The 23,813-nt window shown below is 60.5% G+C and carries 28 protein-coding genes and 1 tRNA gene; 12 read left to right on the top strand and 17 right to left on the bottom strand.

The genetic code is table 11. The features are described 5' to 3' along the window. Window positions 1–39: 39 nt before the first annotated feature. Window positions 40–933, top strand: coding sequence for an RNase adapter RapZ (gene rapZ / locus FNZ07_RS15580; RefSeq protein WP_091009684.1), 894 nt, complete (start codon window positions 40–42; stop codon window positions 931–933). 38 nt (window positions 934–971) lie between these two features. Then, window positions 972–1,604: an LON peptidase substrate-binding domain-containing protein gene (locus tag FNZ07_RS15575; RefSeq protein WP_091009681.1), complete on the top strand. Its 633-nt coding sequence runs from the start codon at window positions 972–974 to the stop codon at window positions 1,602–1,604. 21 nt (window positions 1,605–1,625) lie between these two features. Here FNZ07_RS15575 and mutY read toward each other — a convergent pair whose 3' ends face one another. Together mutY and mutM are read right to left on the bottom strand one after the other, a co-directional pair. After that, entirely contained in the window at window positions 1,626–2,774 is a 1,149-nt protein-coding gene (gene mutY / locus FNZ07_RS15570; protein WP_091009678.1) for an A/G-specific adenine glycosylase, read from the bottom strand. Window positions 2,775–2,787: 13 nt separating this feature from the next. Further along, the gene (mutM, locus tag FNZ07_RS15565; protein ID WP_091009675.1) at window positions 2,788–3,618 is read right to left on the bottom strand and encodes a bifunctional DNA-formamidopyrimidine glycosylase/DNA-(apurinic or apyrimidinic site) lyase; all 831 of its coding nucleotides are present in this window, start codon (window positions 3,616–3,618) and stop codon (window positions 2,788–2,790) included. 87 nt (window positions 3,619–3,705) lie between these two features. Here mutM and FNZ07_RS15560 point away from each other — a divergent pair, with 87 nt between their 5' ends. The 8 genes from FNZ07_RS15560 to hisC all read left to right on the top strand — a co-directional run bounded on the left by FNZ07_RS15560 (window position 3,706) and on the right by hisC (window position 10,830). Next, complete coding sequence (locus FNZ07_RS15560) at window positions 3,706–5,550, top strand: tetratricopeptide repeat protein (protein WP_091009672.1); 1,845 nt, start codon at window positions 3,706–3,708, stop codon at window positions 5,548–5,550. Next, window positions 5,550–6,173: a lipoprotein insertase outer membrane protein LolB gene (lolB, locus tag FNZ07_RS15555; protein WP_091009668.1), complete on the top strand. Its 624-nt coding sequence runs from the start codon at window positions 5,550–5,552 to the stop codon at window positions 6,171–6,173. Before FNZ07_RS15560 ends, lolB begins: the two co-directional genes overlap by 1 nt. Window positions 6,174–6,195: 22 nt before the next feature. After that, window positions 6,196–7,077, top strand: coding sequence for a 4-(cytidine 5'-diphospho)-2-C-methyl-D-erythritol kinase (ispE, locus tag FNZ07_RS15550; protein ID WP_091009665.1), 882 nt, complete (start codon window positions 6,196–6,198; stop codon window positions 7,075–7,077). A 53-nt stretch (window positions 7,078–7,130) separates the two neighbouring features. Next, window positions 7,131–7,207: transfer RNA gene (locus FNZ07_RS15545), tRNA-Gln, on the top strand. Between the two features lie 44 nt (window positions 7,208–7,251). Further along, window positions 7,252–8,208 carry a ribose-phosphate pyrophosphokinase gene (locus FNZ07_RS15540; protein ID WP_091009663.1) on the top strand — a complete coding sequence of 319 codons (957 nt, stop codon included), beginning with the start codon at window positions 7,252–7,254 and terminating at the stop codon, window positions 8,206–8,208. A 153-nt stretch (window positions 8,209–8,361) separates the two neighbouring features. Then, the gene (locus tag FNZ07_RS15535) at window positions 8,362–8,994 is read left to right on the top strand and encodes a 50S ribosomal protein L25/general stress protein Ctc (protein WP_091009660.1); all 633 of its coding nucleotides are present in this window, start codon (window positions 8,362–8,364) and stop codon (window positions 8,992–8,994) included. 114 nt (window positions 8,995–9,108) lie between these two features. Beyond that, complete coding sequence (pth, locus tag FNZ07_RS15530) at window positions 9,109–9,711, top strand: aminoacyl-tRNA hydrolase (RefSeq protein ID WP_091009657.1); 603 nt, start codon at window positions 9,109–9,111, stop codon at window positions 9,709–9,711. A gap of 48 nt (window positions 9,712–9,759) precedes the next feature. Further along, window positions 9,760–10,830 carry a histidinol-phosphate transaminase gene (hisC, locus tag FNZ07_RS15525; RefSeq protein ID WP_091009654.1) on the top strand — a complete coding sequence of 357 codons (1,071 nt, stop codon included), beginning with the start codon at window positions 9,760–9,762 and terminating at the stop codon, window positions 10,828–10,830. Window positions 10,831–10,938: 108 nt separating this feature from the next. Here the strand turns inward: hisC and FNZ07_RS15520 are convergent, their stop codons facing one another. Next, window positions 10,939–11,196: a YfhL family 4Fe-4S dicluster ferredoxin gene (locus FNZ07_RS15520; RefSeq protein WP_091009651.1), complete on the bottom strand. Its 258-nt coding sequence runs from the start codon at window positions 11,194–11,196 to the stop codon at window positions 10,939–10,941. 88 nt (window positions 11,197–11,284) lie between these two features. Continuing rightward, the gene (gene coaD, locus FNZ07_RS15515) at window positions 11,285–11,785 is read right to left on the bottom strand and encodes a pantetheine-phosphate adenylyltransferase (RefSeq protein ID WP_091009648.1); all 501 of its coding nucleotides are present in this window, start codon (window positions 11,783–11,785) and stop codon (window positions 11,285–11,287) included. A 201-nt stretch (window positions 11,786–11,986) separates the two neighbouring features. On the opposite strand from coaD, the gene FNZ07_RS15510 reads away from it, so the two are divergent. Continuing rightward, complete coding sequence (locus tag FNZ07_RS15510; protein ID WP_091009645.1) at window positions 11,987–12,568, top strand: recombinase family protein; 582 nt, start codon at window positions 11,987–11,989, stop codon at window positions 12,566–12,568. Here FNZ07_RS15510 and FNZ07_RS15505 read toward each other — a convergent pair. The 12 genes from FNZ07_RS15505 to FNZ07_RS15450 form a co-directional block, all read right to left on the bottom strand. After that, the gene (locus FNZ07_RS15505) at window positions 12,565–13,221 is read right to left on the bottom strand and encodes a hypothetical protein (protein WP_091009643.1); all 657 of its coding nucleotides are present in this window, start codon (window positions 13,219–13,221) and stop codon (window positions 12,565–12,567) included. The two genes, FNZ07_RS15510 and FNZ07_RS15505, sit on opposite strands and share 4 nt — an antisense overlap. 17 nt (window positions 13,222–13,238) lie before the next feature. Beyond that, window positions 13,239–14,621 (bottom strand): AAA family ATPase, encoded by a 1,383-nt coding sequence (locus tag FNZ07_RS15500; RefSeq protein WP_091009640.1) that lies wholly within the window; start codon window positions 14,619–14,621, stop codon window positions 13,239–13,241. 86 nt (window positions 14,622–14,707) lie between these two features. Next, a complete protein-coding gene (locus FNZ07_RS15495; protein ID WP_091009637.1) occupies window positions 14,708–15,487 on the bottom strand; it encodes a rolling circle replication-associated protein in 780 nt (259 codons plus the stop codon). 639 nt (window positions 15,488–16,126) lie between these two features. Next, window positions 16,127–16,924 carry a DNA cytosine methyltransferase gene (locus tag FNZ07_RS34525; RefSeq protein WP_407670636.1) on the bottom strand — a complete coding sequence of 266 codons (798 nt, stop codon included), beginning with the start codon at window positions 16,922–16,924 and terminating at the stop codon, window positions 16,127–16,129. Then, window positions 16,924–18,246, bottom strand: a complete 1,323-nt coding sequence (locus FNZ07_RS15485; RefSeq protein WP_091009631.1) for a type II secretion system protein GspD — start codon at window positions 18,244–18,246, stop codon at window positions 16,924–16,926. Before FNZ07_RS15485 ends, FNZ07_RS34525 begins: the two co-directional genes overlap by 1 nt. Next, entirely contained in the window at window positions 18,243–19,178 is a 936-nt protein-coding gene (locus FNZ07_RS15480; protein ID WP_091009628.1) for a zonular occludens toxin domain-containing protein, read from the bottom strand. The genes FNZ07_RS15485 and FNZ07_RS15480 overlap by 4 nt, the downstream gene beginning before the upstream one ends. Beyond that, window positions 19,175–19,456 carry a DUF2523 family protein gene (locus FNZ07_RS15475; RefSeq protein WP_091009625.1) on the bottom strand — a complete coding sequence of 94 codons (282 nt, stop codon included), beginning with the start codon at window positions 19,454–19,456 and terminating at the stop codon, window positions 19,175–19,177. The genes FNZ07_RS15480 and FNZ07_RS15475 overlap by 4 nt, the downstream gene beginning before the upstream one ends. After that, window positions 19,453–20,883 (bottom strand): virulence factor TspB C-terminal domain-related protein, encoded by a 1,431-nt coding sequence (locus tag FNZ07_RS15470; RefSeq protein WP_091009622.1) that lies wholly within the window; start codon window positions 20,881–20,883, stop codon window positions 19,453–19,455. Before FNZ07_RS15470 ends, FNZ07_RS15475 begins: the two co-directional genes overlap by 4 nt. 93 nt (window positions 20,884–20,976) lie before the next feature. After that, a complete protein-coding gene (locus tag FNZ07_RS15465) occupies window positions 20,977–21,222 on the bottom strand; it encodes a hypothetical protein (RefSeq protein WP_143098031.1) in 246 nt (81 codons plus the stop codon). Window positions 21,223–21,464: 242 nt separating this feature from the next. Then, complete coding sequence (locus tag FNZ07_RS15460) at window positions 21,465–21,722, bottom strand: major capsid protein (RefSeq protein ID WP_245811404.1); 258 nt, start codon at window positions 21,720–21,722, stop codon at window positions 21,465–21,467. 30 nt (window positions 21,723–21,752) lie between these two features. Then, complete coding sequence (locus FNZ07_RS15455; RefSeq protein ID WP_091009617.1) at window positions 21,753–21,932, bottom strand: hypothetical protein; 180 nt, start codon at window positions 21,930–21,932, stop codon at window positions 21,753–21,755. A gap of 23 nt (window positions 21,933–21,955) precedes the next feature. After that, window positions 21,956–22,264 (bottom strand): cellulose synthase, encoded by a 309-nt coding sequence (locus FNZ07_RS15450; RefSeq protein WP_091009613.1) that lies wholly within the window; start codon window positions 22,262–22,264, stop codon window positions 21,956–21,958. Between the two features lie 657 nt (window positions 22,265–22,921). On the opposite strand from FNZ07_RS15450, the gene FNZ07_RS15445 reads away from it, so the two are divergent. Then, the gene (locus tag FNZ07_RS15445) at window positions 22,922–23,176 is read left to right on the top strand and encodes a helix-turn-helix domain-containing protein (protein ID WP_091009610.1); all 255 of its coding nucleotides are present in this window, start codon (window positions 22,922–22,924) and stop codon (window positions 23,174–23,176) included. Here FNZ07_RS15445 and rsmD read toward each other — a convergent pair. Beyond that, window positions 23,143–23,760 (bottom strand): 16S rRNA (guanine(966)-N(2))-methyltransferase RsmD, encoded by a 618-nt coding sequence (gene rsmD / locus FNZ07_RS15440; protein WP_091009608.1) that lies wholly within the window; start codon window positions 23,758–23,760, stop codon window positions 23,143–23,145. The genes FNZ07_RS15445 and rsmD overlap by 34 nt on opposite strands. Between the last annotated feature and the right edge of the window lie 53 nt (window positions 23,761–23,813).

Below are 23,813 nucleotides of genomic sequence, written 5' to 3'. Positions count from 1 at the left end.
AGCTGATGCTATGATGAAACGAACGGATTTCACGACTCCATGCGCATTATCCTGATCACCGGCATTTCCGGCTCCGGCAAATCGGTTGCACTGAACGCGCTCGAAGACGCGGGCTATTACTGCGTCGACAACCTGCCGCCGCGTTTCCTGCCCGAACTCGCGGCTTACCTCGCCGACGACCGGCAAGACAAACTTGCCGTCGCCATCGATGCGCGCTCCAGCGCGTCGCTCGACGAAATGCCCGCCATCATCCGCGATCTCGCCCGCGAACACGATGTCCGTGTACTGTTCCTCAACGCCAGTACGCAGTCGCTCATTCAGCGCTTTTCCGAAACGCGGCGCCGCCATCCGCTGTCGGGGTCGACCGCGCACGACGCCGACGTCGGTCTGCTCACGTCGCTCGGCGAAGCAATCGAGCGCGAACGCGAACTGGTCGCGGGTCTCGCCGAGTTCGGTCATCAGATCGATACGAGCAACCTGCGCGCTAACGCACTTCGAGCATGGGTCAAGCGCTTCGTCGAACAGGAGCGCAACGGCCTTGCGCTCACGTTCGAATCGTTTGGCTTCAAACGCGGCGTGCCGCTCGATGCCGATTTCGTCTTCGACGTACGTACGTTGCCCAATCCGTATTACGACCGCGAGTTGCGCCCGCTCACGGGTCTCGACAAACCGGTCATCGATTTCCTCGACGCATTGCCGGTCGTGCACGACATGATCGACGACATCGAAGCGTTTCTCGTGAAATGGTTGCCGCATTTCCGCGACGACAATCGCAGTTACCTCACGGTCGCCATCGGGTGCACCGGTGGACAGCACCGTTCGGTGTTCATCGCGCAGACGCTCGCCGCGCGTCTCGCGAAAGCGGCAAACGTAATCGTGCGGCACAGGGACGCGCCGATCGATGTCGGCGAATCGTCGAAGCTGATCGCTTAACCGGCCGTATCGCGCGGCCCTAACCGAAGCGTTGCGCCATGCCTACCCCTGCCGTGCTTGCCGACTTGCCGCTCTTTCCGCTGCATACGGTGCTGTTCCCCGACGGGCTGCTGCCTCTCAAGATTTTCGAAGCGCGTTATATGGACATGGCGCGCGACTGTCTGCGCGCCAAAACGCCGTTCGGCGTGTGTCTGCTGAAAAGCGGCGGCGAAGTCGCGAAGCCCGATGAACCGTCGGTACCTGAAGCGGTCGGCTGCCTCGCTGAAATCTCGCAGTGCGATGTCGAAACCGTCGGCGTGTTGCTGATCCGCGCGCGCGGTACGCGGCGCTTCCGGTTACTGTCGCATCGCGTGGAAACGGGCGGTTTGCTGGTCGGCATGGCCGAGCCGCTCGGCGACGATATGCCGCTGGAAGGAAACGAACAACTGGCGAAATTCGGCGCGTGCGCGGAAGTGCTTGAACGCATCATCGCGACAATCCGCGAACGCGATGCCGACAGCCTGCCGTTCGCGGAACCGTTCAGACTCGAAGATCCATCGTGGGTCTCGAACCGTCTGGCCGAAGTGCTGCCGATCGCGCTGCGCGCACGGCAAAAGCTGATGGAACTGCAGGATGCGGGAGCGCGTATCGACGTGGTTCATCACTACATGCAGCAGCATCAGTTGCTTTAATTCCGCGCTTCGCACTTCACGTTACAACAACGATCCCTGCAAGCCATCGAGCAGCTTGCGAACCGGCGCGGGCACACCGTACGCATCAATATCGCGTAACGAGACCCACGCGGTTTCTGCATCGCCCGCGGTAACGGTAACGCTAGTGCCACGTCCCAGTTCCGCAATGCGCGGCTCGATGTCGAGCTTGAAATGCGTGAACGTGTGCGTAAGCGGCGCGAGCGGCGACACACCGCCGTTCGCGCCGAATGCATGCGCGCGCTCGACGAGCGCGGTTTCATCGGCGGCTTCGGGCAGGCTCCACAGGCCGCCCCAGATACCCGAAGGCGGACGCTTCTCCAGCATCACGGCATCGCCGTCGCACAGCACCAGCATCCATGTGCGTCGCGTCGGCACGGTTTTCTTCGGGCGCGCGGCGGGCAACTCGCGCTGACGTCCGGTCGCATTCGCAACGCAGTCGGCTGCGAACGGACACCGTCCGCATTCAGGTTTGCCGCGCACGCATAACGTCGCGCCGAGATCCATCAAACCCTGCGTATAGGCGCTTACGTCTGCGTCATTGGTACTCGATGGCAACAGCGATTCGGCGAGCGTCCACATCGCGTTCTCGACGCGCTTCTCGCCAGGAAATCCTTCGACACCGAACACGCGCGCCAGCACGCGCTTCACGTTGCCGTCGAGAATCGTTGCCCGCGCACCGAATGCAAACGAGGCGATCGCCGCCGCCGTCGACCGACCGATGCCGGGCAATTCCGCGAGCGCTTCCACCGATGCAGGAAACGCGCCGCCATGCTGCTCGACGACCGCCTGCGCACAGCGATGCAGATTGCGCGCACGCGAGTAGTAGCCGAGCCCGGCCCACAACGCCATCACATCGTCGAGCGGTGCGGCGGCAAGTGCGGCGACGTCCGGAAAACGCGCAAGAAAACGCGCGTAATACGGAATCACCGTCGACACCTGCGTCTGCTGCAACATGATTTCCGACAACCAGATGCGATAGGGATCGCGCGTGTTTTGCCAGGGCAGGTCATGACGACCGTGCTGGCGCTGCCAGGCAATCAGGCGCGCGGCGAAACCGGCACGCACCGCCGGTGCGGGCAAAACCGCGGCATTGCCGGAAGCATCGGCGGCGGCAGACGAAGCGCGTCGCGAAGAGGACGAAACGTACATGGATAGTGAGCGCCTAGCGCTGGCAGGTCGGGCAGTAGTAAGTGGAACGCTGCCCCTGCACGATCTGTTTGATCGGCGTTCCGCACACGCGGCATGGCAGCCCCGCGCGATCATAGACGAAATAGTCGAGCTGGAAGTAGCCGCTCTCTCCATCGCTGCCGACGAAATCGCGCAACGTGCTACCGCCCTTTTCGATCGCGGCCGCGAGCGTCACGCGCACCGCATCCGCAAGCAAACCGTAACGCACCAGCGAGATGCGGCCGGCGGGCGTGGTCGGACGGATACCGGCGCGAAAGAGGCTTTCGGAAGCGTAAATATTCCCCACGCCCACGACCACCTCGCCGGCCAGCAGCACCTGTTTGATGGACACCTTGCGCCCGCGCGTCTCGCGATGCATCAGCGCACCGTTAAACGCCGAGGCGAACGGCTCGATGCCGAGCCCCGCCAGCAAAGGATGGCCGAGCACATCGCCGTCGGCGCGCGCGTGCCACAGTACAGCTCCGAAGCGGCGCGGATCGCGATAGCGCAAAATGAACTCGTCGAAAATCCAGTCGATGTGATCGTGCTTCGCGGCGGCGGGTGGGTGCGGCATATTGCGCATGACCCGCAGCGTGCCGGTCATGCCGAGATGCACGATGAACCAGCCGTCGTCGACTTCGAACAGCAGGTATTTGCCGCGCCGCTCGACTTTGTGGACGATGCGGCCGCGCAAGGTCGCGGCGAGTCCCGCCGGGATTGGCCAGCGCAGCGCGGGCGTGCGCACGTCGACGCGTTCGACGCGGCGGCCGGCCACATAGGGTTCGATTCCTCGACGGGTAACTTCAACTTCTGGCAACTCTGGCATGTCTAACTGGTCTGCAACTTGCGTGAGTGGTTGTGCGCGTATTGTAGCGAGCGCGTTACAATCGTCCGAAACATTGAACGGATTTCCATGAACCTGTCCTTCGTGAAGCTGCTTTCGATGAAGCGCGCCGCTCGCGCTTCGCATCTGCCGCACGCCGTCTCCCCGCGCCGGCTACTCGGCGCCGCCGTACTCGCTGCCTGGACGCTTGTCGCGCTGCCCGCGCACGCGCAGGATCCGTCGCCGGATTCCGACGACTCATCGGTGACGCTGCCCGACGCGCTCGGTCCGCAAACGTCCGACGAAGCAAAGGATCTGCCGAGCATCGCGCTGAATAGCCAGATCGTCTTCCAGGTGCTCGCAGCCGAAGTCGCGTTACAGCGGAACCAGCCGGCGCCGGCCTATCAGACATATCTCGCGCTGGCGCGCGACACGCACGACCCGCGCATGGCGCAACGCGCGACCGAAATTGCGCTGGCCGCCCAGAGCCCGTCCGATGCGCTTACCGCTGCGCAGTTGTGGCAACAATACGCGCCCAGCTCGGAACGTGCGGCCCAGCTCGACGCATCGCTGCTCGTGCTGTCCGGCAAGCCCGACGACGCCGAGCCGCTACTGGCCCGCGAACTCGCCAAGATTCCCGCCGACAATCGCGGCAACGGCATTCTCGCGTTGCAACTGCTGCTGTCGCGCGGACCGAATCGTGTCGGCGGTCTGCATGTGCTGCAGGATCTGCTCAAAAACGATCTGAACCGGCCCGAAGCGCAGCTGGCGATCGCTCGCCAGCAACTCGTCGCGGACGACGCACCGGGCGCGCGCAAATCGCTCGAACAGGCGCTCACGCTCAAGCCCGACTATCTGCCCGCCGCACTGACGCTGACGCAGATGGGTCCGGACGAACGCAAGGAAGGCACCGCGTCGATCGAAAAGTACGTTCAGCAGAATCCGAAGTCGCATAATGCGCGCCTCGCGCTCGCCCAGGTCTACCTGGCAAGCAATCGTCTCGACGACGCGCAGAAGCAGTTCGAGATCATGCACAAGGACAATCCGAACGACCTCACGCCGTTGATGGCGCTCGGCCTCATCAAGATCCAGCAGAAGCAACCCGCCGAAGCCCAGACGTATCTGACGCAGTATGCGCAGAAAGCCGAAACCACGCCGGGCGCGGATGCGGGCCAGGCGTACATCTATCTCGCGCAACTCTCGCTCGAGCAGAAGAACGACGCGGCAGCAAGCGGCTGGCTCGACAAGATTTCGCCGGCCAGCCAGCAGTACTTCCCTGCGCAGGTCACGCGCGCGCAGCTGCTGGAAAAAGAAGGCAAACCGGACGATGCGCGCAAGCTGCTCGCCGGCGTCCAGGCGACGGACCCGCGTGACCAGGCGTTGCTCGCGCGTACCGATGCGGCGATCCTGTTCGATACGAAACGCTACCCGGAAGCCGAGACGCGACTCGCCCAGGCCACCGCCGATTTCCCGGACGATCCCGATCTGACCTACGACTACGCCATGGCCGCCGAAAAGAACGGCCACTACGAAGTGATGGAAGGCCAGTTGCGCAAGCTGATCCGCTCGCAGCCGGACAACCCGCAGGCGTATAACGCGCTCGGCTATTCGCTTGCCGATCGCAATCAGCGTCTGCCGGAAGCAGACAGGCTGGTGGAGAAAGCGTCGGCGCTCGCACCTGACGACGCGTTCATCATGGACAGCGTCGGCTGGGTGAAGTACCGCCTCGGCGACACCGCCACTGCAATCAAGCTGCTGCGCAAGGCTTACGATCTGCAGCCGAATGCGGAAATCGGCGCGCATCTCGGCGAGGTACTGTGGCAGACCGGCGCTCAGGATCAGGCGCGTGCCGCATGGCGCGAAGCCCTAAAGCTCGAACCGGACAACGACACACTCGTGAATACACTCAAACGCCTTCAGGTGAACAATCTCTGATGCCGGCCTTTCTTCAACCGCCGCGCCGCGCTTCGTTCGGCCTCGCGCTCTGCGCGGCGGCCGTCGTTGCGCTGTCGGGCTGCGCGTCGGTGCAGCCGCGGGGACCGTCCACGTCGAACGCGGCCACCGCGCTCTCGACGCAAACCACCCGCGCCTATCACGGCCGCTTCGCCGTTCAGTACGACGACCAGAACGGCCAGCAGCGCAACGCGTACGGCAATTTCGACTGGCAGGAAACCGGCGACACCGTCACCGTGCAGTTGCGCAGTCCGCTCGGCCAGACGCTGGCGATCATCACTTCGTCGCCGGCTTCGGCATCGCTCGAGCTGCCGAATCGCGAGCCGCTCACCGCCGATAACGTCTCCACACTGATGCAGAACGCGATCGGCTTCGCGCTGCCGGTCGAAGGGCTGCGCTACTGGCTGCAGCCGTCCGTCGCGCCAACGTCGCACGCCACCACTGTCCCGGACCCGCAGCAACCCACGCGGCTCAAGGAAATCGAGCAGGACGGCTGGACCATCGATTACGTGGCCTACGCGGACGCCCCGGCCACCGGGCTGAAACGCGTCAATCTCGCCCGCCAGGACCCGCCGCTCGCCATCAAGCTCGTGCTGGACCAGTAACCGCCCGTATTTCACCCCGCTCATGATCGAAACGACCGATTCGCTGCGCGACTGCCTCGCACCAGCGAAACTGAACCTGTTCCTGCATATCACCGGGCGGCGCCCGGACGGCTACCACGCGCTGCAGACCGTCTTCCAGTTGCTCGACTGGGGCGACACGCTGCACTTCACGCACCGCGCCGACGGCCAGATCGTGCGCCGCACCGCCGTCGCCGACGTCCCTGCCGAACACGACCTGACCGTACGCGCCGCCACGCTGCTAAAAGCCCATACGGGCACCGGCGCAGGCGTCGACATCGAGATCGACAAGCGCCTGCCGATGGGTGCTGGGCTCGGCGGTGGCAGCTCCGACGCCGCAACGACGCTGCTCGCCCTGAACCGCCTCTGGAAACTCGACCTGCCACGCACCGAACTGCAGACGCTCGCGCTTAAGCTGGGCGCGGATGTGCCGTTCTTTGTCTTCGGTAAAAACGCGTTCGCCGAGGGTGTCGGCGAAGCCTTACAGGCGGTACAATTGCCGCCGCGTTATTTCCTCGTCGTGACCCCGCAAGTACACGTTCCGACAGCGGTGATTTTTTCCGAGAGAGCGTTGACAAGGGATTCAAAACCCCTCACAATTGCGGACTTCCTTGCACGAGACAGTTGCAAAACAGGTTGGCCCGACAGTTTCGGCCGAAATGACATGCAACCGGTTGTCGTGGGAAAATACGCGGAAGTTGCGCAGGTGCTCAGGTGGTTTGATAACATCGCACCCGCGCGGATGACCGGATCGGGCGCTAGTGTCTTTGCAGCGTTCCAGAATCAGCGCGAAGCAGAACTGGCACAAGCCAGACTGCCAGCCGGCTGGAACAGCGCAGTCACCGCAAGCCTGGATACGCATCCACTCTTTGACTTCGCGTCATAAAGTTTTGCGTCGTCGGATAGTCCTACACATCCGGCGAAGCTCAAAGTTAGTGTAGGGGAGTCGCCAAGTTGGTTAAGGCACCGGATTTTGATTCCGGCATTCGAGGGTTCGAGTCCTTCCTCCCCTGCCAAAAATTCTCGCATTTCCTCGCCCCCAGCCTGACACAGGTGCACGATGAGCAGCCATGACGGCCTGATGGTTTTTACTGGCAACGCTAATCCCGAGCTTGCACAGGAAGTCGTCAAAATCCTCGGTATTCCACTCGGCAAGGCGATGGTCAGCCGGTTTTCGGATGGCGAAATCCAGGTCGAGATCCAGGAAAACGTCCGCGGCAAGGACGTCTTCGTGCTGCAGTCCACCTGCGCACCGGCGAACGACAACCTGATGGAACTGATGATCATGGTCGATGCGCTCAAGCGCGCATCCGCAGGCCGGATCACCGCAGCCATCCCGTACTTCGGCTATGCCCGCCAGGACCGCCGGCCGCGCTCGGCGCGTGTCGCGATCTCCGCGAAAGTCGTCGCGAACATGCTGGAAATCGCGGGCGTCGAGCGGATCATCACGATGGATCTGCACGCTGACCAGATTCAGGGTTTCTTCGACATCCCGGTCGACAACATCTACGCGACGCCTGTGCTGCTCGGCGATCTGCGCAAGCAGAACTACGAAGATCTGCTGGTCGTATCGCCGGACGTCGGCGGTGTGGTGCGGGCCCGGGCGCTGGCGAAGCAACTGAACTGCGATCTCGCGATCATCGACAAACGTCGGCCGAAGGCGAACATCGCCGAAGTGATGAACATCATCGGTGAAGTGGATGGCCGGACCTGCGTGATCATGGACGACATGGTCGATACGGCCGGCACGCTGTGCAAGGCTGCGCAGGTACTGAAAGAACGCGGAGCGAAGCAGGTGTTTGCGTACGCAACGCACCCGGTGTTGTCGGGTGGTGCAGGCGAGCGTATTGCCGCATCGGCGCTCGACGAACTGGTCGTCACCGATACGATCCCGCTCGGCGAAGAAGCACGTTCTTGCGCGAAGATCCGCTCGCTGACAAGCGCGGGTCTGCTGGCCGAGACGTTCTCGCGGATTCGCCGCGGCGACTCGGTGATGTCGCTGTTCGCAGAGAGTTAAAGCATTTGCCGGCATGCAGCGGGTTCCCCGCTGCATGCCGGCACAATCGGCATGAACGGACGAAGGTTCATGCCGCTTAGTTTGGGGTCGCGAGCCGCAAGGCGAGTGGCCCCGTTTTACTGCCTGGTCGCGGGCAGCTAATGGAGAAACAACATGAAAGTAGTCGCTTTCGAGCGCAATCTGCATGGTACGGGTGCGAGCCGCCGCCTGCGTAACACGGGGAAGACCCCGGGTATCGTTTATGGCGCTGGTGCTGAACCGGAACTGATCGAGATCGATCACAACGCGCTGTGGCACGCGCTGAAGAAAGAAGTCTTCCACTCGTCGATTCTCGACCTGGAAGTGGCTGGCAAGGAACAACAGGTTCTGCTGCGCGATGTGCAGTACCACCCGTTCCGTCAGATCGTGCTGCACGTGGATTTCCAGCGCGTCGACGCGAAGAAGAAGCTGCACACCAAGGTGCCGCTGCACTTCATGAACCAGGAAACCAACCCGGCTGTGAAGCTGTCGGGCGCGGTCATTTCGCACGTGCTGAACGAAGTCGAAATCGAGTGTCTGCCGGGCGATCTGCCGGAATTCCTCGAAGTCGATCTGGCGACAATCGAAGCCGGTCATTCGCTGCACGCGAAGGACATCGCACTGCCGAAGGGTGTCGCGCTCGTCGCGCACATTGAAGCAGAAAACCCGGTGATCGCCGCGGCGACGATTCCGGCTGGCGCCGTCTCGGACGACGCAGCTACAGGTAGCGCAGCTGCAGCAGGCGAAGGCGAAACACCCGCCGCCTGATCCAGTACAAGCTAGCGATCCTCTCGATCCGTTTCCATGAAACGGACGACGTAACCCGCCGAGGTTCGCCCCGGCGGGTTTTTTTTCGCCTCTTTTTTCGCTCATGCTTTCATCATGATCAAGCTGATCGTCGGGCTCGGCAATCCGGGCGCAGAGTACACCGCGACGCGACACAACGCCGGCTTCTGGCTGGTCGATCAACTCGCCCGCGAGGCAGGCACGACACTGCGCGACGAGCGGCGTTTTCATGGCTTCTATGCGAAGGCCCGGCTGCATGGCGAAGAGGTGCATCTGCTGGAACCGCAGACGTACATGAACCGCTCGGGGCAATCGGTCGTGGCGCTTGCGCACTTCTTCAAGATCCTGCCTGACGAGATTCTCGTCGCCCACGACGAACTCGATCTGCCGCCCGGTACCGTGAAGCTGAAGCTCGGTGGTGGTAGCGGCGGCCATAACGGGCTCAAGGACATTTCCTCGCACCTGACGACGCAGCAGTACTGGCGTTTGCGTATCGGCATCGGCCATCCGCGCGATCTGATTCCCGAAAGTGCGCGCGCCGGCGCGAAGCCGGATGTTGCGAACTTCGTGCTGAAGCCGCCGCGCAGGGAAGAGCAGGATGTGATCGATGCATCGATCGAGCGCGGCCTTGCGGTGATGCCGCAGATAATCAAAGGCGAGTTAGAACGCGCGATGATGCAGTTGCATCGCAACGCTTGACTGCGTTCTGCCGTTTTGGATGTGTGAGCCTTTTTGCGGGAGGTTCGTTTGAGCCGTTACTGGAGTGACATCGTTCAGCGCCTGACGCCTTATACGCCGGGCGAGCAGCCTGCGCTTGCGCATCCGGTCAAGCTGAACGCCAACGAAAACCCCTATCCGCCCTCGCCTCGTGTACTCGACGCGATCCGTGAAGAACTCGGCGCGACTGGCGATTCACTGCGGCGCTATCCGGATGCGACTGCACGCAGGCTACGTGAAGCGGTCGCCGCTCACCACGGCATTCGGCCTGAACAGGTGTTCGCTGGCAATGGTTCCGACGAAGTGCTGGCGCTCGTGTTTCAGGCGTTGCTAAAGCATGCTCACCCTATCCTGTTCCCCGACGTCACCTACAGCTTCTATCCGACCTACGCACGGCTCTATGAGGTCGAGTATCGTACGGTGCCGCTCGATGCCGATTTCACGCTGCGCCTCGACGGCTACGCGATACCCAACGGCGGCGTGCTGTTTCCGAACCCCAATGCCCCTACCGGACGACCGCTGTCGCTCGCGGAGATCGAGCGGTTCGTCGCGGCGAATACGGAATCGGTCGTGGTGATCGACGAAGCGTATGTCGACTTCGGCGCGGAATCGGCGGTGTCGCTGATCGACCGGTATCCGCAGTTGCTTGTCGTGCAGACGGTGTCGAAGGCGCGTTCACTGGCGGGCATGCGCATCGGCCTTGCGTTCGGCGATCCGCTGCTGCTCGATGCGCTGAATCGCGTGAAGGACAGTTTCAACTCCTACCCGCTTGATCGGCTCGCGCAGGCTGCGGCGACGGCCGCGTACGAAGACGGTGAATGGTTTCGCGACACGTGTGCGAAGGTGATCGCGAGTCGCACGCGTCTATCAGCTGGATTGAGCACGCTTGGCTTCGAGGTCGTGCCGTCCGCTGCGAACTTCGTGCTCGCACGGCATCGCGCGCACGACGCAGCGACGCTCGCCGCGCAACTCAAAGAAAGGGAAATTTTCGTGCGGCACTTCAAGTTGCCGCGTGTCGATCAGCATCTACGCATCTCGATCGGCACCGACGCCGAATGCGACGCGCTGCTCGATGCACTGCATGACGTGCTTGCCGTTTAACGGCTTGCTCACGCAATCGCGCGATTGAGCGGTTGAACGATTGCGCAACGATCTGATCGCAACAACATAACGGCAACCCGGTGCGACGCGGCGCACCGGCCGAATCGGCTAAGAAGCCTTCGCCGCCAGCAACGCGTGATACTTCGCCATCAACCCATCCGGCGTCTCGACATGCTGCGGATCGCGCGGAATACACTCGACCGGGCACACCTGCTGACATTGCGGCTCATCGAAATGGCCGACGCATTCGGTGCACTTGCCCGGGTCGATCACATAGATTTCCGCGCCCATCGAAATTGCGTCGTTCGGGCACTCGGGCTCGCAGACGTCGCAGTTGATGCACTCGTCGGTAATCATCAAGGCCATACTTCTCTCACTTCACGCCGGCACACAGCCGGCTTTCGTTCCGTCAAGCCGCCAGTTTACGCTGGTTACGACTATGCCGCCGGGCAGCTCAGCCGCCACGCTGCTTTTCGAGCACGGCGACCTTTTCCTGCAGTCGCTTCTCGACGGACGGAAAAACGAACTTGCTGACATCGCCGCCCAGTTGCGCGATTTCGCGGACGATCGTTCCGGAGATGAACTGATACTGGTCGGACGGCGTCATGAACATCGTTTCGACATCGGGCAACAGATAGCGATTCATGCCGGCCATCTGGAATTCGTACTCGAAGTCCGAGACCGCGCGCAGACCGCGCACGATAACCCGCGCATTGTTGTTGCGGACGAAGTCTTTCAGCAGTCCCTTGAAACTCATCACCTGCACGTTCGGATAATGGCCGAGCACCTCGTGTGCGATGTCGAGACGTTCCTCCAGCGTGAAAAACGGCTTCTTGTTGCGACTGTCCGCGACGCCCACCACCAGCGTGTCGAAAATGCTCGACGCGCGCCGCACGAGGTCTTCGTGACCACGCGTCAATGGATCGAAGGTACCCGGGTACACGGCGACTACCATGAGGCTTCTCCTGTCTTCAGACAAATGGGCACGCCAATGCGCGTCCGCTGAACGCGCCTGCCGCCGATCGCACCGGTAACGGTAAACCGTCCGGTGCTGGTTTTGGAACGCGCATTATTCCTCATTTTCGCGCGCATGGAAAAACTATCGAACGATGATCGTCCATAGACTGTTGACTCCACCCACTCCAACATAAAAATCATGCTAATTGGTTATGCACGGGTATCAACGAGGGACCAAGACACGCGCGCGCAAATCGACGCGCTAGAAAAAGCAGGATGCGAAGAAATACACGACGAAAAACGTTCCGCAGCCACCCGCAGACGGCCTGTGTTCCACGGAATCATGGCGACCATCAAACCCGGTGACACTTTAGTCGTATACAAGCTCGACCGCATCGCCCGTTCCCTGCGCGATCTACTAAACATTCTGGACGAACTCACCGCAGCGGGCGCCGACTTCAAAAGCCTCAGCGAGACCATCGAAACAAAATCGCCAGCCGGACGAATGATGCTCCAGATGCTCGGCGCGTTCGCAGAATTCGAGCGTGAAATCATACGCGAACGCACAACTGCCGGCATTCACGCTGCCATCAGAAGAGGGGCAAAGGTTGGCCGACCGAAATCGCTGACCAGAGAGCAGGAAACCGAATTACTGAAATTATGGCGGGCAAACACCTTCAGTAAGGCCGCGCTCGCCAGACGATACGGAACGCACCCTCGGACCATAGACAGGACAATCGAACGCTCTCGAATACAGCTCAGGCTTCCACTGTCGGCCTAGACCTCTTCAACCGGCGGCTCCAACCTAGCGTTTGAGAAAGCGCTAACCTTCGACCGGAAGCGTGCGTATGAGGGAAGATTTTGAACCGGTCCACCCGGGTCAAGATCAAGCGTCAACCGCGCTCGCATGTCAAAAAAACGCTTCTTGAATTTTTGAAGTCGCCGGCCTTCCACTTCACTGGCCTCGCACAAGGCATCAAGCAAGACCGATTTCGCATCCACGATACCTTCCAACTGCCGCATCGCGGGAATCGCTTGCAAAGCACCAACGTGCCCACTATTTCCCGCCACCCGCTTTATGGCATCGTGGTCAGCAAGCAGCCACGTCTCCAGCATCGTTACCGGGATTATCGGTATTATCCTTTCGGCCGCTACTACCCCTTCAACGCCGGCCCAAATCTCTTGCTCTCGCACGTCGGCACCTGCGTTATCAGCATCTCGATGTACGAAAATGACGTCTACGTTAGGATAAAACTTCAACAGTACCGTCAATTTCTCCCGGACAGTTCTTCCGACGCCGCCCCCCAAAACACTGAGGTCGGGCGCCTCTCCGCTCGCCTCCGCAAAACCTTCGCAAATAAATATGGTCTCGATATGCTCGACCAGCCGCAAGTCCGAAGAGCCTTCCCCGGTCAGAATAAAGCTTATCTTCATTTTATTTTTACGCAGCCTCACTCTTCAAAATCAATCCCAATCTGACTATTCGGCGGAAGACTCAGGTATGCGATGATCGAGCCCTTATCGATACACTCCGCGCCAGCCCTAGCCCGCCAACTATCTCGCAAACTCTTACAGCGAATCGTTGACGCAGGTTTGCCATCAGGACCGACGACCTTCACTACATCCGCATAGATAAGATCATCGGGTGCTTCCAATTTCACCAGTACAGGCGAATGCGTCGCGATCAAAATCTGCCGCATCGGATTGTCATCATCACTCGGTGCATGCGCATCAACCGCGAGCTCTTTTAACAATTCCAGCATGGCACCCATTTTCGCTGGATGAATTCCGTTCTCAGGCTCTTCAAAGCAGAGCAATCCCTTGAAGTCAGGGTCCTCCGCCACGATACACAGTGAAAGAAATCTCAACGTGCCATCCGACAGTGCCCGAGCAGGCAAAAACGCGCCCGAACGTTCTTTGACCTCCACAGTCAATAGCTGACGAACGGAATCGACGTCCACCCGCAAATCGGTCGTAGGCACTATTCTCGACAACCTGCTCGCGACGCGCGAATAGACATTCGAATCACGCCGATACAGCCTATACAAGGTAGCTGCGAGCCTACCCCCGTCCGAACCAACACTGCCTTCCTCGTGTACTTTGTTCGATCTACGCATCGCGCGCGGCTCAAGCGACAAAAAGCGCCAAGATTGCATCTCTCTGCGCGCCGCTAGCACGGTCGGCCAGACGGAACTATTTGTGTTCGCGACCACCGTTTTCGGAATATTTTTTGCGGGAATCGCCTGCGGTTTGCCACCACTACCCGCGTCCTGGTGCAGATGGATCTCGATAATCCCATCATGCAACACGTTAGTCGAAATGAAGCCTTTGCCCTTGCGCTTGTTCACTACAACTTGATTGCGAAAATCCGACACGCTCAACGGAAAACGCAAGGAGTTCGTCGCTTCGCCCTTCTTGATAGCCGTCAACGCTTCTCGAACCAAATAGATCCCCAACGACGCTGACGCTTCATCTATCGGACTTCGCGCGAGCTCCACCTCGTACCGCAAAAACGTTGAGGTCGCCGTCGCGACACGCCCAAAGTCATCCACCAAGTCAAACGGCACGATCATCTCGACCGCCAGCGTCAGACGATCAACGCGAAATTCGCCATTCGTCCAGAAAATGTCCAGCGGGTCCGAAGAATCGGAGTCCCGCACAGCCAATGCAGCCTCGATAATTGGCTTGTCGCTCAACAACGATAGAAATCTGATGGCGTCGAATATATTCGACTTGCCGACGCCGTTGAGCCCGGCCATACAGTTGAACGGACCAAACGATACCGAAAAATCGAGAAGATTCTTGAAACCGTTCGCCTCGAGCCTTGTCAGCATATGTGGTTTATCCTCAAGCGGTTAGGCACGATTGTAGCCCAGCCCTCACCGCTCACCCGCTTTTACACAACATCAACCGACCTGCACTACTGTTCCCGAGTCGAGAGCCAGAAACACCCTAACTCCTGCCGCCAGAACGTCTGACACCGGTCCAGTGTTGCGCCAACGCGCTTGGCCGCCGCAAACGCGATCTTCAACGCCTGCACGGGATCATCCGACAGAATGTGATCGATCGGCATGCGCTCCGGCACCACCACACCACGACTGGTCCAGTAGCGCTTTTCGTTCATCGCGTGCTCTGAAAAGCCCTTCGTGATGTACTTGGCGAGATAGGCCGCCAGCTTGTGCCGCAGCCCCCTTTCCTTGAACGGGTTGCGCACATGGATATTGCCGTTATCGAACCCGACGATGCTTTTCCAGATCGAGCGCAGCACACGGTAGTTCTGCCGCCCGCAGACGGCTATGTGAAGGTGCCAGGCGCCCCGCTTCTGCCGTTCCGCTACGGCCACGTACGGGAAACCGCCAAGTGCCCCGAGACGACGCCGTAGCAAGTCGAAATCACGCTTCAGACGGGCTTTATCCTGCATGTTCTCGCGGTACGTCAACGTAATCATCCGGTCCGCACCTATCGCCTTGCAGCGAAGTCGAACCTGCTGCTTTGCCCGCTTCGCCGCGTCCATCAAATTGTCTTCGGTGTTCTCGGACTCACCGCGTTTAGCTTTCGGCATCGCACTGAGACGTTGAGCGCCCAGGTAGCGATCAAACCGCGTTGCCGTGATTTCCACCTGCCCATCACCGAAGTTACGGCCACGAATCACCCACTCACGCCGGAACGCCGAGAAATCCCCTATACTTTCGTCGTGCATTGCAAATATCCCTTGTGATGCGCGGTTTCACCAAGCCCACACCGTTGCTGCGATGTGGGCTTTTCTTTTTCCTGCAACCACCCTTCCCTACCCCCACCTACTCACTGTGTCCCGGTCTGCGCCGTTGTCAGCGGTGTTTCTACGTTAAGTGTCCCTGATTCAAGTTTAGGGCCGCGCTTCGCGCGCCCCACCGCTGCGGCCCACGGGCTCGCTTGCGGCGCGGCGCACGCGCGCCTCACTCACAAGCCACAGCGGTACGCCAACGCCCTACAACAGCGGCTTTGCAGTGAGGGGTTGCCCGTCCAACCGCAATGCCTTCGTTTCCCCGCTCCCGGTCGTACCCGCTACTCGGTCCGGCGGGCCGCGCTGAGCCGCGCGATAACCGCCAGCACTTCGCAAACACGCCACAACGGTCCATCGCTCCGACAACGTGCCGGACACTCCTGACGCTAGACGCCAACCACACCGTGACCCGGCAGCCGCGAACCACCGCCGGCGAGTCACAGAGAACCGGTAAGGCTGTGACTCGCTGGTGCCGGGCAGCGATCGAGCAGTCACGCTGTGACCACGCGATCGCCAGTGCGCCCAGCTCGGTCACATCGAAGCGTGACCAACCAGGCACCGACGACGGCAGCTCAGTCACAACGACGCCACCGTGACCGAGCTGGAGTCAACGACGCCGGCGGAGTCACGCTTGCGCTGTGCCCGTTTGCGACATGCGACACCGGCATACAACGCACCACCCGACACCGGCCGCGCACAACCGCACAGACACAGCCGAACATCGCCAGCTCGACCCAGCTCAGTCACTGCGCACGCAAGAAAACGAGCCATTGGAACAGGAACGCCGTTACCAACCGCCCGATACCGGGCCGAAAGCGTGAACGACGGTAGCTCAAACGAACCCGGCAACCCTTGCAGCTCACAGAACGTCGCCCAATCACGCCGGGCAGTCCGGCCACTCTCCGATGCGAGACACGTCGCTTCGCCGCCTCTACGCGCACCAGCTGCACGCGGCAACACCAGTTGCACGCCGTCAACGTGACCGAACTGGAAGTGACGTAAGCGCCGCTGCGACAAGCCCACATCGCGCGCATCAAGGTCTATCCGCTGAAAACCGTAACCGTCGATCCTCACATCCGGACATCCCGGCACGTTCTCCAACAGCCACCACGACGGTCGCGCCTGTTCGACCACACGACGAAACTCGCCAAGCATGCGAAGCCCATCGCCGGACGGCTCGCTACGTCGCGCGCGTGAGAAATCCGGACAGGGCGAGCCACCTATGACCCCATCGAAGCGGCCCGCAGGCGCATCGAAACGACACACATCACCGCCGAAAATGAGATCCGGGCCTCGAACAACACAAAAGCCCTCATGCTCGAAGCCGCGCCCGAGCAGATCAATACCGGGAAAGAGGGAAAGGACGAGCTGCATCATATTTTCTGGACCTGCAACACCAGCACGACCTCAGTGCGCCCCTTCAACGTCCCATGCCCCCCGAGGAACGCCGGTAGAAACCGCTCGCGACTGTTCGATGCAGTGTCCGAATCCTGTATCAATCCGCCGAGTACCACGACCTCACCGTCGCGCAGATTCGCCACCGTCTGCAACGAACGCGTGTTCTTTGTGGGCGAGCCGCTGACGCCTGTTGTCGTGCTGACGAAGCTCGATATTTCCTCATCCACGCTCAACTGAATCACGTCCTCCATGACGAGCGGCGTCACGTTGAAAATCACGCCCGCATCCTGATACTCAATCGACTGCACAGGCGTGCCGCTCACCCCCTGATAGCTCACGCTCGATACGGTCGGCACCTGTTGCCCGACGTTGAGCCTGACCTGTTGACCGGAGACACAGCGTACGTTCGGCGATGAGACCTGCCTGAATCGTGAATCAGCGTTCAACGCAGAGATAGCGAAACTCAACCGGCCAGCACCAAACTGCAACGCGTTCGAGTCAGCCACCGTCGACCCCTCACCGACCTTTACGCCAACGCCGAGCAGCTTCGATGCGATGCTGAATCCCGAATTGGTGTTGTCGGTGTCGCTGACCTCATACGCCCAGCCACGCACCACCACCTCGCCGGCCACCGTATCCAGTTGCGGCAACAGCGCCTTGACCTGTTCAACCTGCGCCGCCGTGCCCGCAAACACGAACTGATCGGCTACGGCCGCAGTAGCAGCCTGAGACACAACCGGAGGGACTGGAGCAGCCACAGCAGACGAACCGACAGGCGCAGATGCAGGAGAAGACATCGGCGCAGGCGAAGGCATTACCGCCCGCGAGGCGCCATCGAATAGCGGTAGCACAAGATTCGACAGATACGCCGCACTACGATGCCGCGGCTGATACACATACGTCGCCCGGTCAGCGGGACGCGCAACGTCGATTTTCTTCGAGATGAAATCAACACCATCCCGCGTATCGACGGCGAACCCCTGAGAATCGAGAAAGGTCTTTACGAACGCACGCAGATCGCCCTTGCTGCTATCGAACTGGAACGACACGACGCGGCTATCCTGCAACACGTCGGACGAAATCACGTGCGGCACGTGCAGCGCATCGCCGTACACCAGGTCGACCACCTGACCCACATTCACAAACCGCAGATCAAACACACCGTTACGTACACGAGGTAATGCAGCAATCGGCGGAACTGGCGTAACAGATCCACCCGGCAACGGCGGTAACGTCGGCACCTCCGCATGCACAACACCGACCCATCCAAAAACGAGCCAGCACACTAGACGCCTCATTTGCGCTCCCCGACGAGTCCGCCAACACCCCCACCACCAGCCGGACTTGCACCCGCGATAGAGCCGGTCCAGGACGCTACCCGCTCCCCGTCGACCACGCCTGTTGTGCGCAACCCATCGCCCTTGAACCCGCTCGCATCAACGAGACGCAGCACGCCTTTTCCATTCGCTAGCACCACGAACGCAAGACCGCCTGACACGTACCGCCCCGCAACCCGCCAGTTATCCGACGCAGCGCCAGCAGCAGCACCATGCGCCCCCGCCGAAGACGCCGCAGCCGTTGACACCGACGCACCATGCGCACCAGCACCGAACCCGCCGTTCAGACTCTTGACACCGTAATACGCCCCCGCCACCACTACCGCGAGCGCAACGGGAATCAAAAACAGTGCTTTAGGAATAACCGCTTTCGGCTTCGTATGGACTTCTGCACTCGTGTAGAGCTTGAACACGTCGCGCGGATATTTCCACATCGTCTTCACCGCATCTTTCAGACTGCCGATGTTGTGACAATGGTCCCATTCGTACAGCATCGCGCGGTTCAGACCGAACAGCTTGCGCACGTGCACGTGACGCCCGACGAGATCGCGCACAGTCTTGTTAATGCGCTGCGGATGCTGCGTAATCAGCACGAAATCGACGCCCATATGTCGATGCACGTGCAGCTTCTCAACGTCCTCACCAGGCTTGACACTCACCGACGTCGGGGGCCACACGCGCTGCGCTTCATCCACCACAATCAGATCGAGCGGCACGACGTGATCGAACCACTTGCGCAACCACGGTTCGTCAACGTCAACATGATCGAGCGCAAGGTCTTTCACGCCATCAACCAGTAACCGGCGACCGGCGTTCACCTCACGCCGCAGCGACGACACCGCATACAGCGACTTGCCGCTACCGGGCACACCGGTTATCAACGTGATCGTCATTTGATGAAGAACCTTTTGGCAGCGCTGAATCCCACCATCGCCACACGGGCCGAGACAGCACCGAGGATGTACGAGACGCCCTGAAAAACACCGCCCATCGCCAGCACATTCGCCAGATCGGCCGGAATACCCGACACGCCTGTCGTGATCCAGCTAACAAGCTGACTAAACGCCGCATCGACACCAACGACGGTCAGCACACCCACCCCGAGCGCCACCAGTGCCTGAATCAGCAGCGGCCCCGCAAGCGACATCAACCACGCAGCTAGTCCCGTCATGATTTAAGCCCCGCACCAAAAACCAGCGCCGCAATAATCCCGCACATCGCAAGCAGAAATGGCCTCACACGCGTCATGAAGTCGCATTCCGTCTGATACGAAAAGGAAATGTCGTTACCGAAGACAGACACGGAAACAGGCGACGGACACACACCATCGGATGCACCCACCGTTACCGGCGAAACGGACACCGAGCCACTACTCGACGGCAGGTCAGGCGCACTGGCAGACCCCGGCGTTTGACATGCAATGATCGAAGGAAACTCATCACACAGCCCCGGAGCATTCGACGGCGACGTACCGGACGCACCACTCGCCGGACCCGTACCGCCCGAAGGCGTACCCGTCGTGACCGGAATCGCGTACGGATTGCCGCCACCAGTCGGAGCCGTTACAGGCGCAACAGCAGTACCAACCGTAGGCCAACCGGCCGCAGTATCAGGACCGTTCGCTGTAGTGATATCACCCGAAGTAATCGGCGCAGTAGACGGATACGGCACGCCCTGATAACCCGGCTGCTCCGACGCCTGCTCCCACAACGCGTTAGCAAGATCAGCAACAACCTGCGGTGAAAGTGGCTTCGCCAGATCAGCGGCAGGGATAGCGGCGATAGCAGCGTCAACAGACATAGGAGGCGGTGCAAGAGAAGCCGCATACGCGCCAGGCGGCTGCAAATTCGACGGCGTACCGTTCATCCCCTGAGCAAAGTAACTCATGCCCGTCTGATCCGCACTAACGCCGTCAAGATCGTGACTCGAAAAAACACACCCAACGTTATCGAAACTCGCCGTAACGCGACTCTCATCACACGGACCAACGAACTGCATATGGATATCACCGTACGGAGAACACGTCTGACCAGCAGGACACGTACCAAAACGCTGCTTTTCATAATCATCATGATCAGTCCACGTCTTTGCATAAGTCGCAGCAGCATCGGCCAGACTAGCGAAATCCTCCAACTTCATCTGTTTCGCAACATCCGGATCGGAACTCAACGGGTCCGTCCACACTTCCAACTCGTAAAACTGCCAGTGACCACCCACATTAGACGCACCACCTTTACTCAACACGGTCACCAAACCCGCATGACTCAACGCCCACGCCGTCAACGTATCGTCACCAAGGTCCGTCGACACCGCCATAAGCCCCAACGGCCCGACAATCTTCCCGACCAGCCCCATCCACGACGCAGCAGCACTCGCAGCGGCGGCCTCCGACATAGCCGCGTACGTCGCCGCAATAGTCGACTGCTCCGCGTCAGTAAAACCAAGCTCCGCCAGCTTCAACGCAGTCCCCTTGCTAATCAACTGCGCTATCACCGAATTACCACCACCCGCTGTCTGCGCATACGCCACCGACACAGGCGCACAAAACAACGTTACCCACATCAACAACGGAACGAACAACGCAGACACGGCACCCATACAACCCCCGAACCGTTCAAAGAAAAAGAATCAACCCAACTGACCACAACGTCACCACCACAATCAACAGCGGTATCCAGAAGCCCATCGCGATCACCCTTCCGCCGATGAATTGAAGAAATTGCGCAGCACCCGAAAGCCAAACGCGATCGCCATCGCACCCAGTACCGCCGCACCTATCGCAAAGCCCGCCACCGTGCCATCCGCCGACGAGCCGGACGAGCCACCATCGACACGCAACAGCGCCATCGCGTCGCCGTTCACGTCCTCACCGCACGACACCGGAACACCACTCACCCGCACATAGTCGACACCAGCGACACCCGCAATCCCGCACACCACAACGCCAGGGCCGCCGCTATCAAAAGCAGGACCTGACGACGGAGGCGAACAGTCACCGCAAGGAACCGAAGACGCGCCGACAGGCGCACAATCGGCGCACGGAGTCTGTGCAGCCACCGACATCGCGAACAACACCAGCGCCACGAACACAACACCACGCAGACCCCGCATCACGACCCCCGCAAGAACAAAAAAGGGCGACGCCCACAACAGACGCCGCCCGCACTGCTACCGCACGATCAACGACCCAGGAACGAGCGGACCATCTTGATACCCCACGCCACAGCAACCACGCCGAGGACCGCACCACCCACCGCCACGATGGCCGGAGCCACGTTATTGATGGACGACACAATCGCCGTGGTATCGAACGTCGCACCCGACCCGGTCGGAGTCTGTGCAAAAGCACCGACCGATGCACCAGCCGCCGCCACACCGACAGCGGCACGCTTCGCCGCACCCTTTACCGCCGACATCACTTCTTTCATCTTCAACATTTTTTTCTACTCCCTGATTTAGCCCACGAGTTAGGAACCGTCCGGCCGGGCCAGATTCGGACGATTCGACTTCTTTGGCGGATCACGGCGACCCAACACGGTCCCCACGAACGCCACACCCTTGCAGATCAGATACACGGCCAGCATCACGTTCAGCAGCATCAACTCAGCCGTGATCCTGTCCAGCGCATCAAACGGAATGCTTTGCATCTCCCCTCCAGATCAACCGCGCACTACGCGGTAACACCGGCACCCGGTTTCGCCTTCGCGCCCTGCATGCCGAACGGCACCAGTGAGACAACGCGCGGTTCGAGCTTGCCCTCCATCGACTTGAAGAACGAGAACTCCGCGAGATAGTCGCCCGGTGCGGAATCCTTCAACACATCCGGCAGGTTGATCGTGCCGACGACGATTTTCTTGCCCTCTGTGTCCTCCTGTTCGAGGATGCACTGCGCTTCGTGCATCGCCCACGGACGCCCCGTCTTGTTCGAAACGCCCGAGCGGTGTGCAACTTCAAGAATCGTCAGTTTTTGCTTGTTCATATCGATCACCTTTGATTAGTAGTGCTATTTGCACTGGATAAACCCATGAAGGGAAAACAGAGCCGCGAACTCGCCGCGACCGGAACGCTTACCGCGTCATTGCCTTAACGTCACTACACGCACCGCAACCACCCGCACGGTCGACACCGCACCATGCGCACAACTCGTCAACAACTTCGACGGGCACCGAACAGAAATCACGACGGCGCACTTCCACCGCACACCCGCGCGAAGGGTCGCCAGTCCGACCATTGAACAGGTCAGGCGTGACGTGATCGGCGAGGCATCTGGACATGTCGATTAACTACGGAAAGGATTGAACGGTGCACCGACTTCAACGGGCACCAGGGTAAGGAAATTGGGTTGACGACCCTGCCGGTACAACTCAGTGCGGGCCTTGTCTCGCGCGCTTTCGCCATCGCGTGCGCGGACTTCGACGGTTGCAACACGCGTATGCGCATGCTGCGTGTAGGCGTGAACTCGATATGCAGGCACCGCTACCCCCGTAACGTTGGCTTACAACCCTTGGGTAATGCTGGGTTTACCTTTTGGCCGGGCCTGGATACACTCAAATCAGAGTAACACCAAGCCGAGTTACACCAAATGGTATAAGTCGGATGTTACACCAATCCGTATAGCCGCAAATAGGAGTTTTCAATGAGCTACCAAGAACTGATAAGCAAAGCACTCAAGGGACGCTCGGTGAACAGCGTCGCGAAGATCCTCGGGATACCCCAACCATCGCTCGATCGCTACGTGAAGGGGACGCAAATCCCGAACTATGACGTCGCCTTCAGGATGGCCGAAGAGGCTGGCGTACCACCCGGCGAAGCCTTCAAGATGCTAGCGGACGAAGCCAAACGGAGGAAAGAAGAGGGTCAAAAACCCTCATTTTCGCGTTGCAGCAAATGATAGTGAACCGCCCCCGCCTTGCCGTGGCGCACGACGCGCCAGCCGTTGAGCGCATCGGTTTGCGCGACATCGAGAGGTTCGCCCGCCTCGACGTAGAGCATTCCACCTGCCGCAACGAGCGGCACGGCTAGTGCAAGCGCCCGGCCGAGCAGGTCGTCGCCAAACGGCGGATCGAGAAACACGACATCGAATGAGCCCGGCGCGAGGCTTGCCGCGAGACGCAACGCGTCGGCTTCGACGATTTCGATCGTCGTGGCAGAGAGGCGCGTCTGATTGGCGCGCAGTTGTGCCGCGGCGCGCGCATGGCGCTCCACCATCAACACCCGCGTAGCGCCGCGCGACGCCGCTTCGAAGCCCAGCGCACCGCTGCCGGCGAACAGATCGAGACAGCGCTGGCCGTCGAGACGCTGACCAAGCCAGTTGAACAGGGTTTCGCGAACACGATCGGGCGTAGGCCTCAGCCCGTCGAGATCGAGCACGGGCAGCGGCGAACGCTTCCAGTCGCCCCCGATGATGCGGATCGCATGCGTCTTGCCGCGACCGGAAGAAGCGCTCTGCGCGTGAGAAGGGGAGGAACGGGACATGCAGATTCGGTGTGAATGGATGGAACGGTGCAGCGCGTACGCGCACCGGAGCG

This window comes from Paraburkholderia megapolitana, assembly GCF_007556815.1.
Classification (GTDB): Bacteria; Pseudomonadota; Gammaproteobacteria; order Burkholderiales; family Burkholderiaceae; genus Paraburkholderia; species Paraburkholderia megapolitana.
The sequence above is the reverse complement of the archived record's forward strand: the minus strand, read 5'-3'. Positions and strand labels throughout refer to the sequence as shown.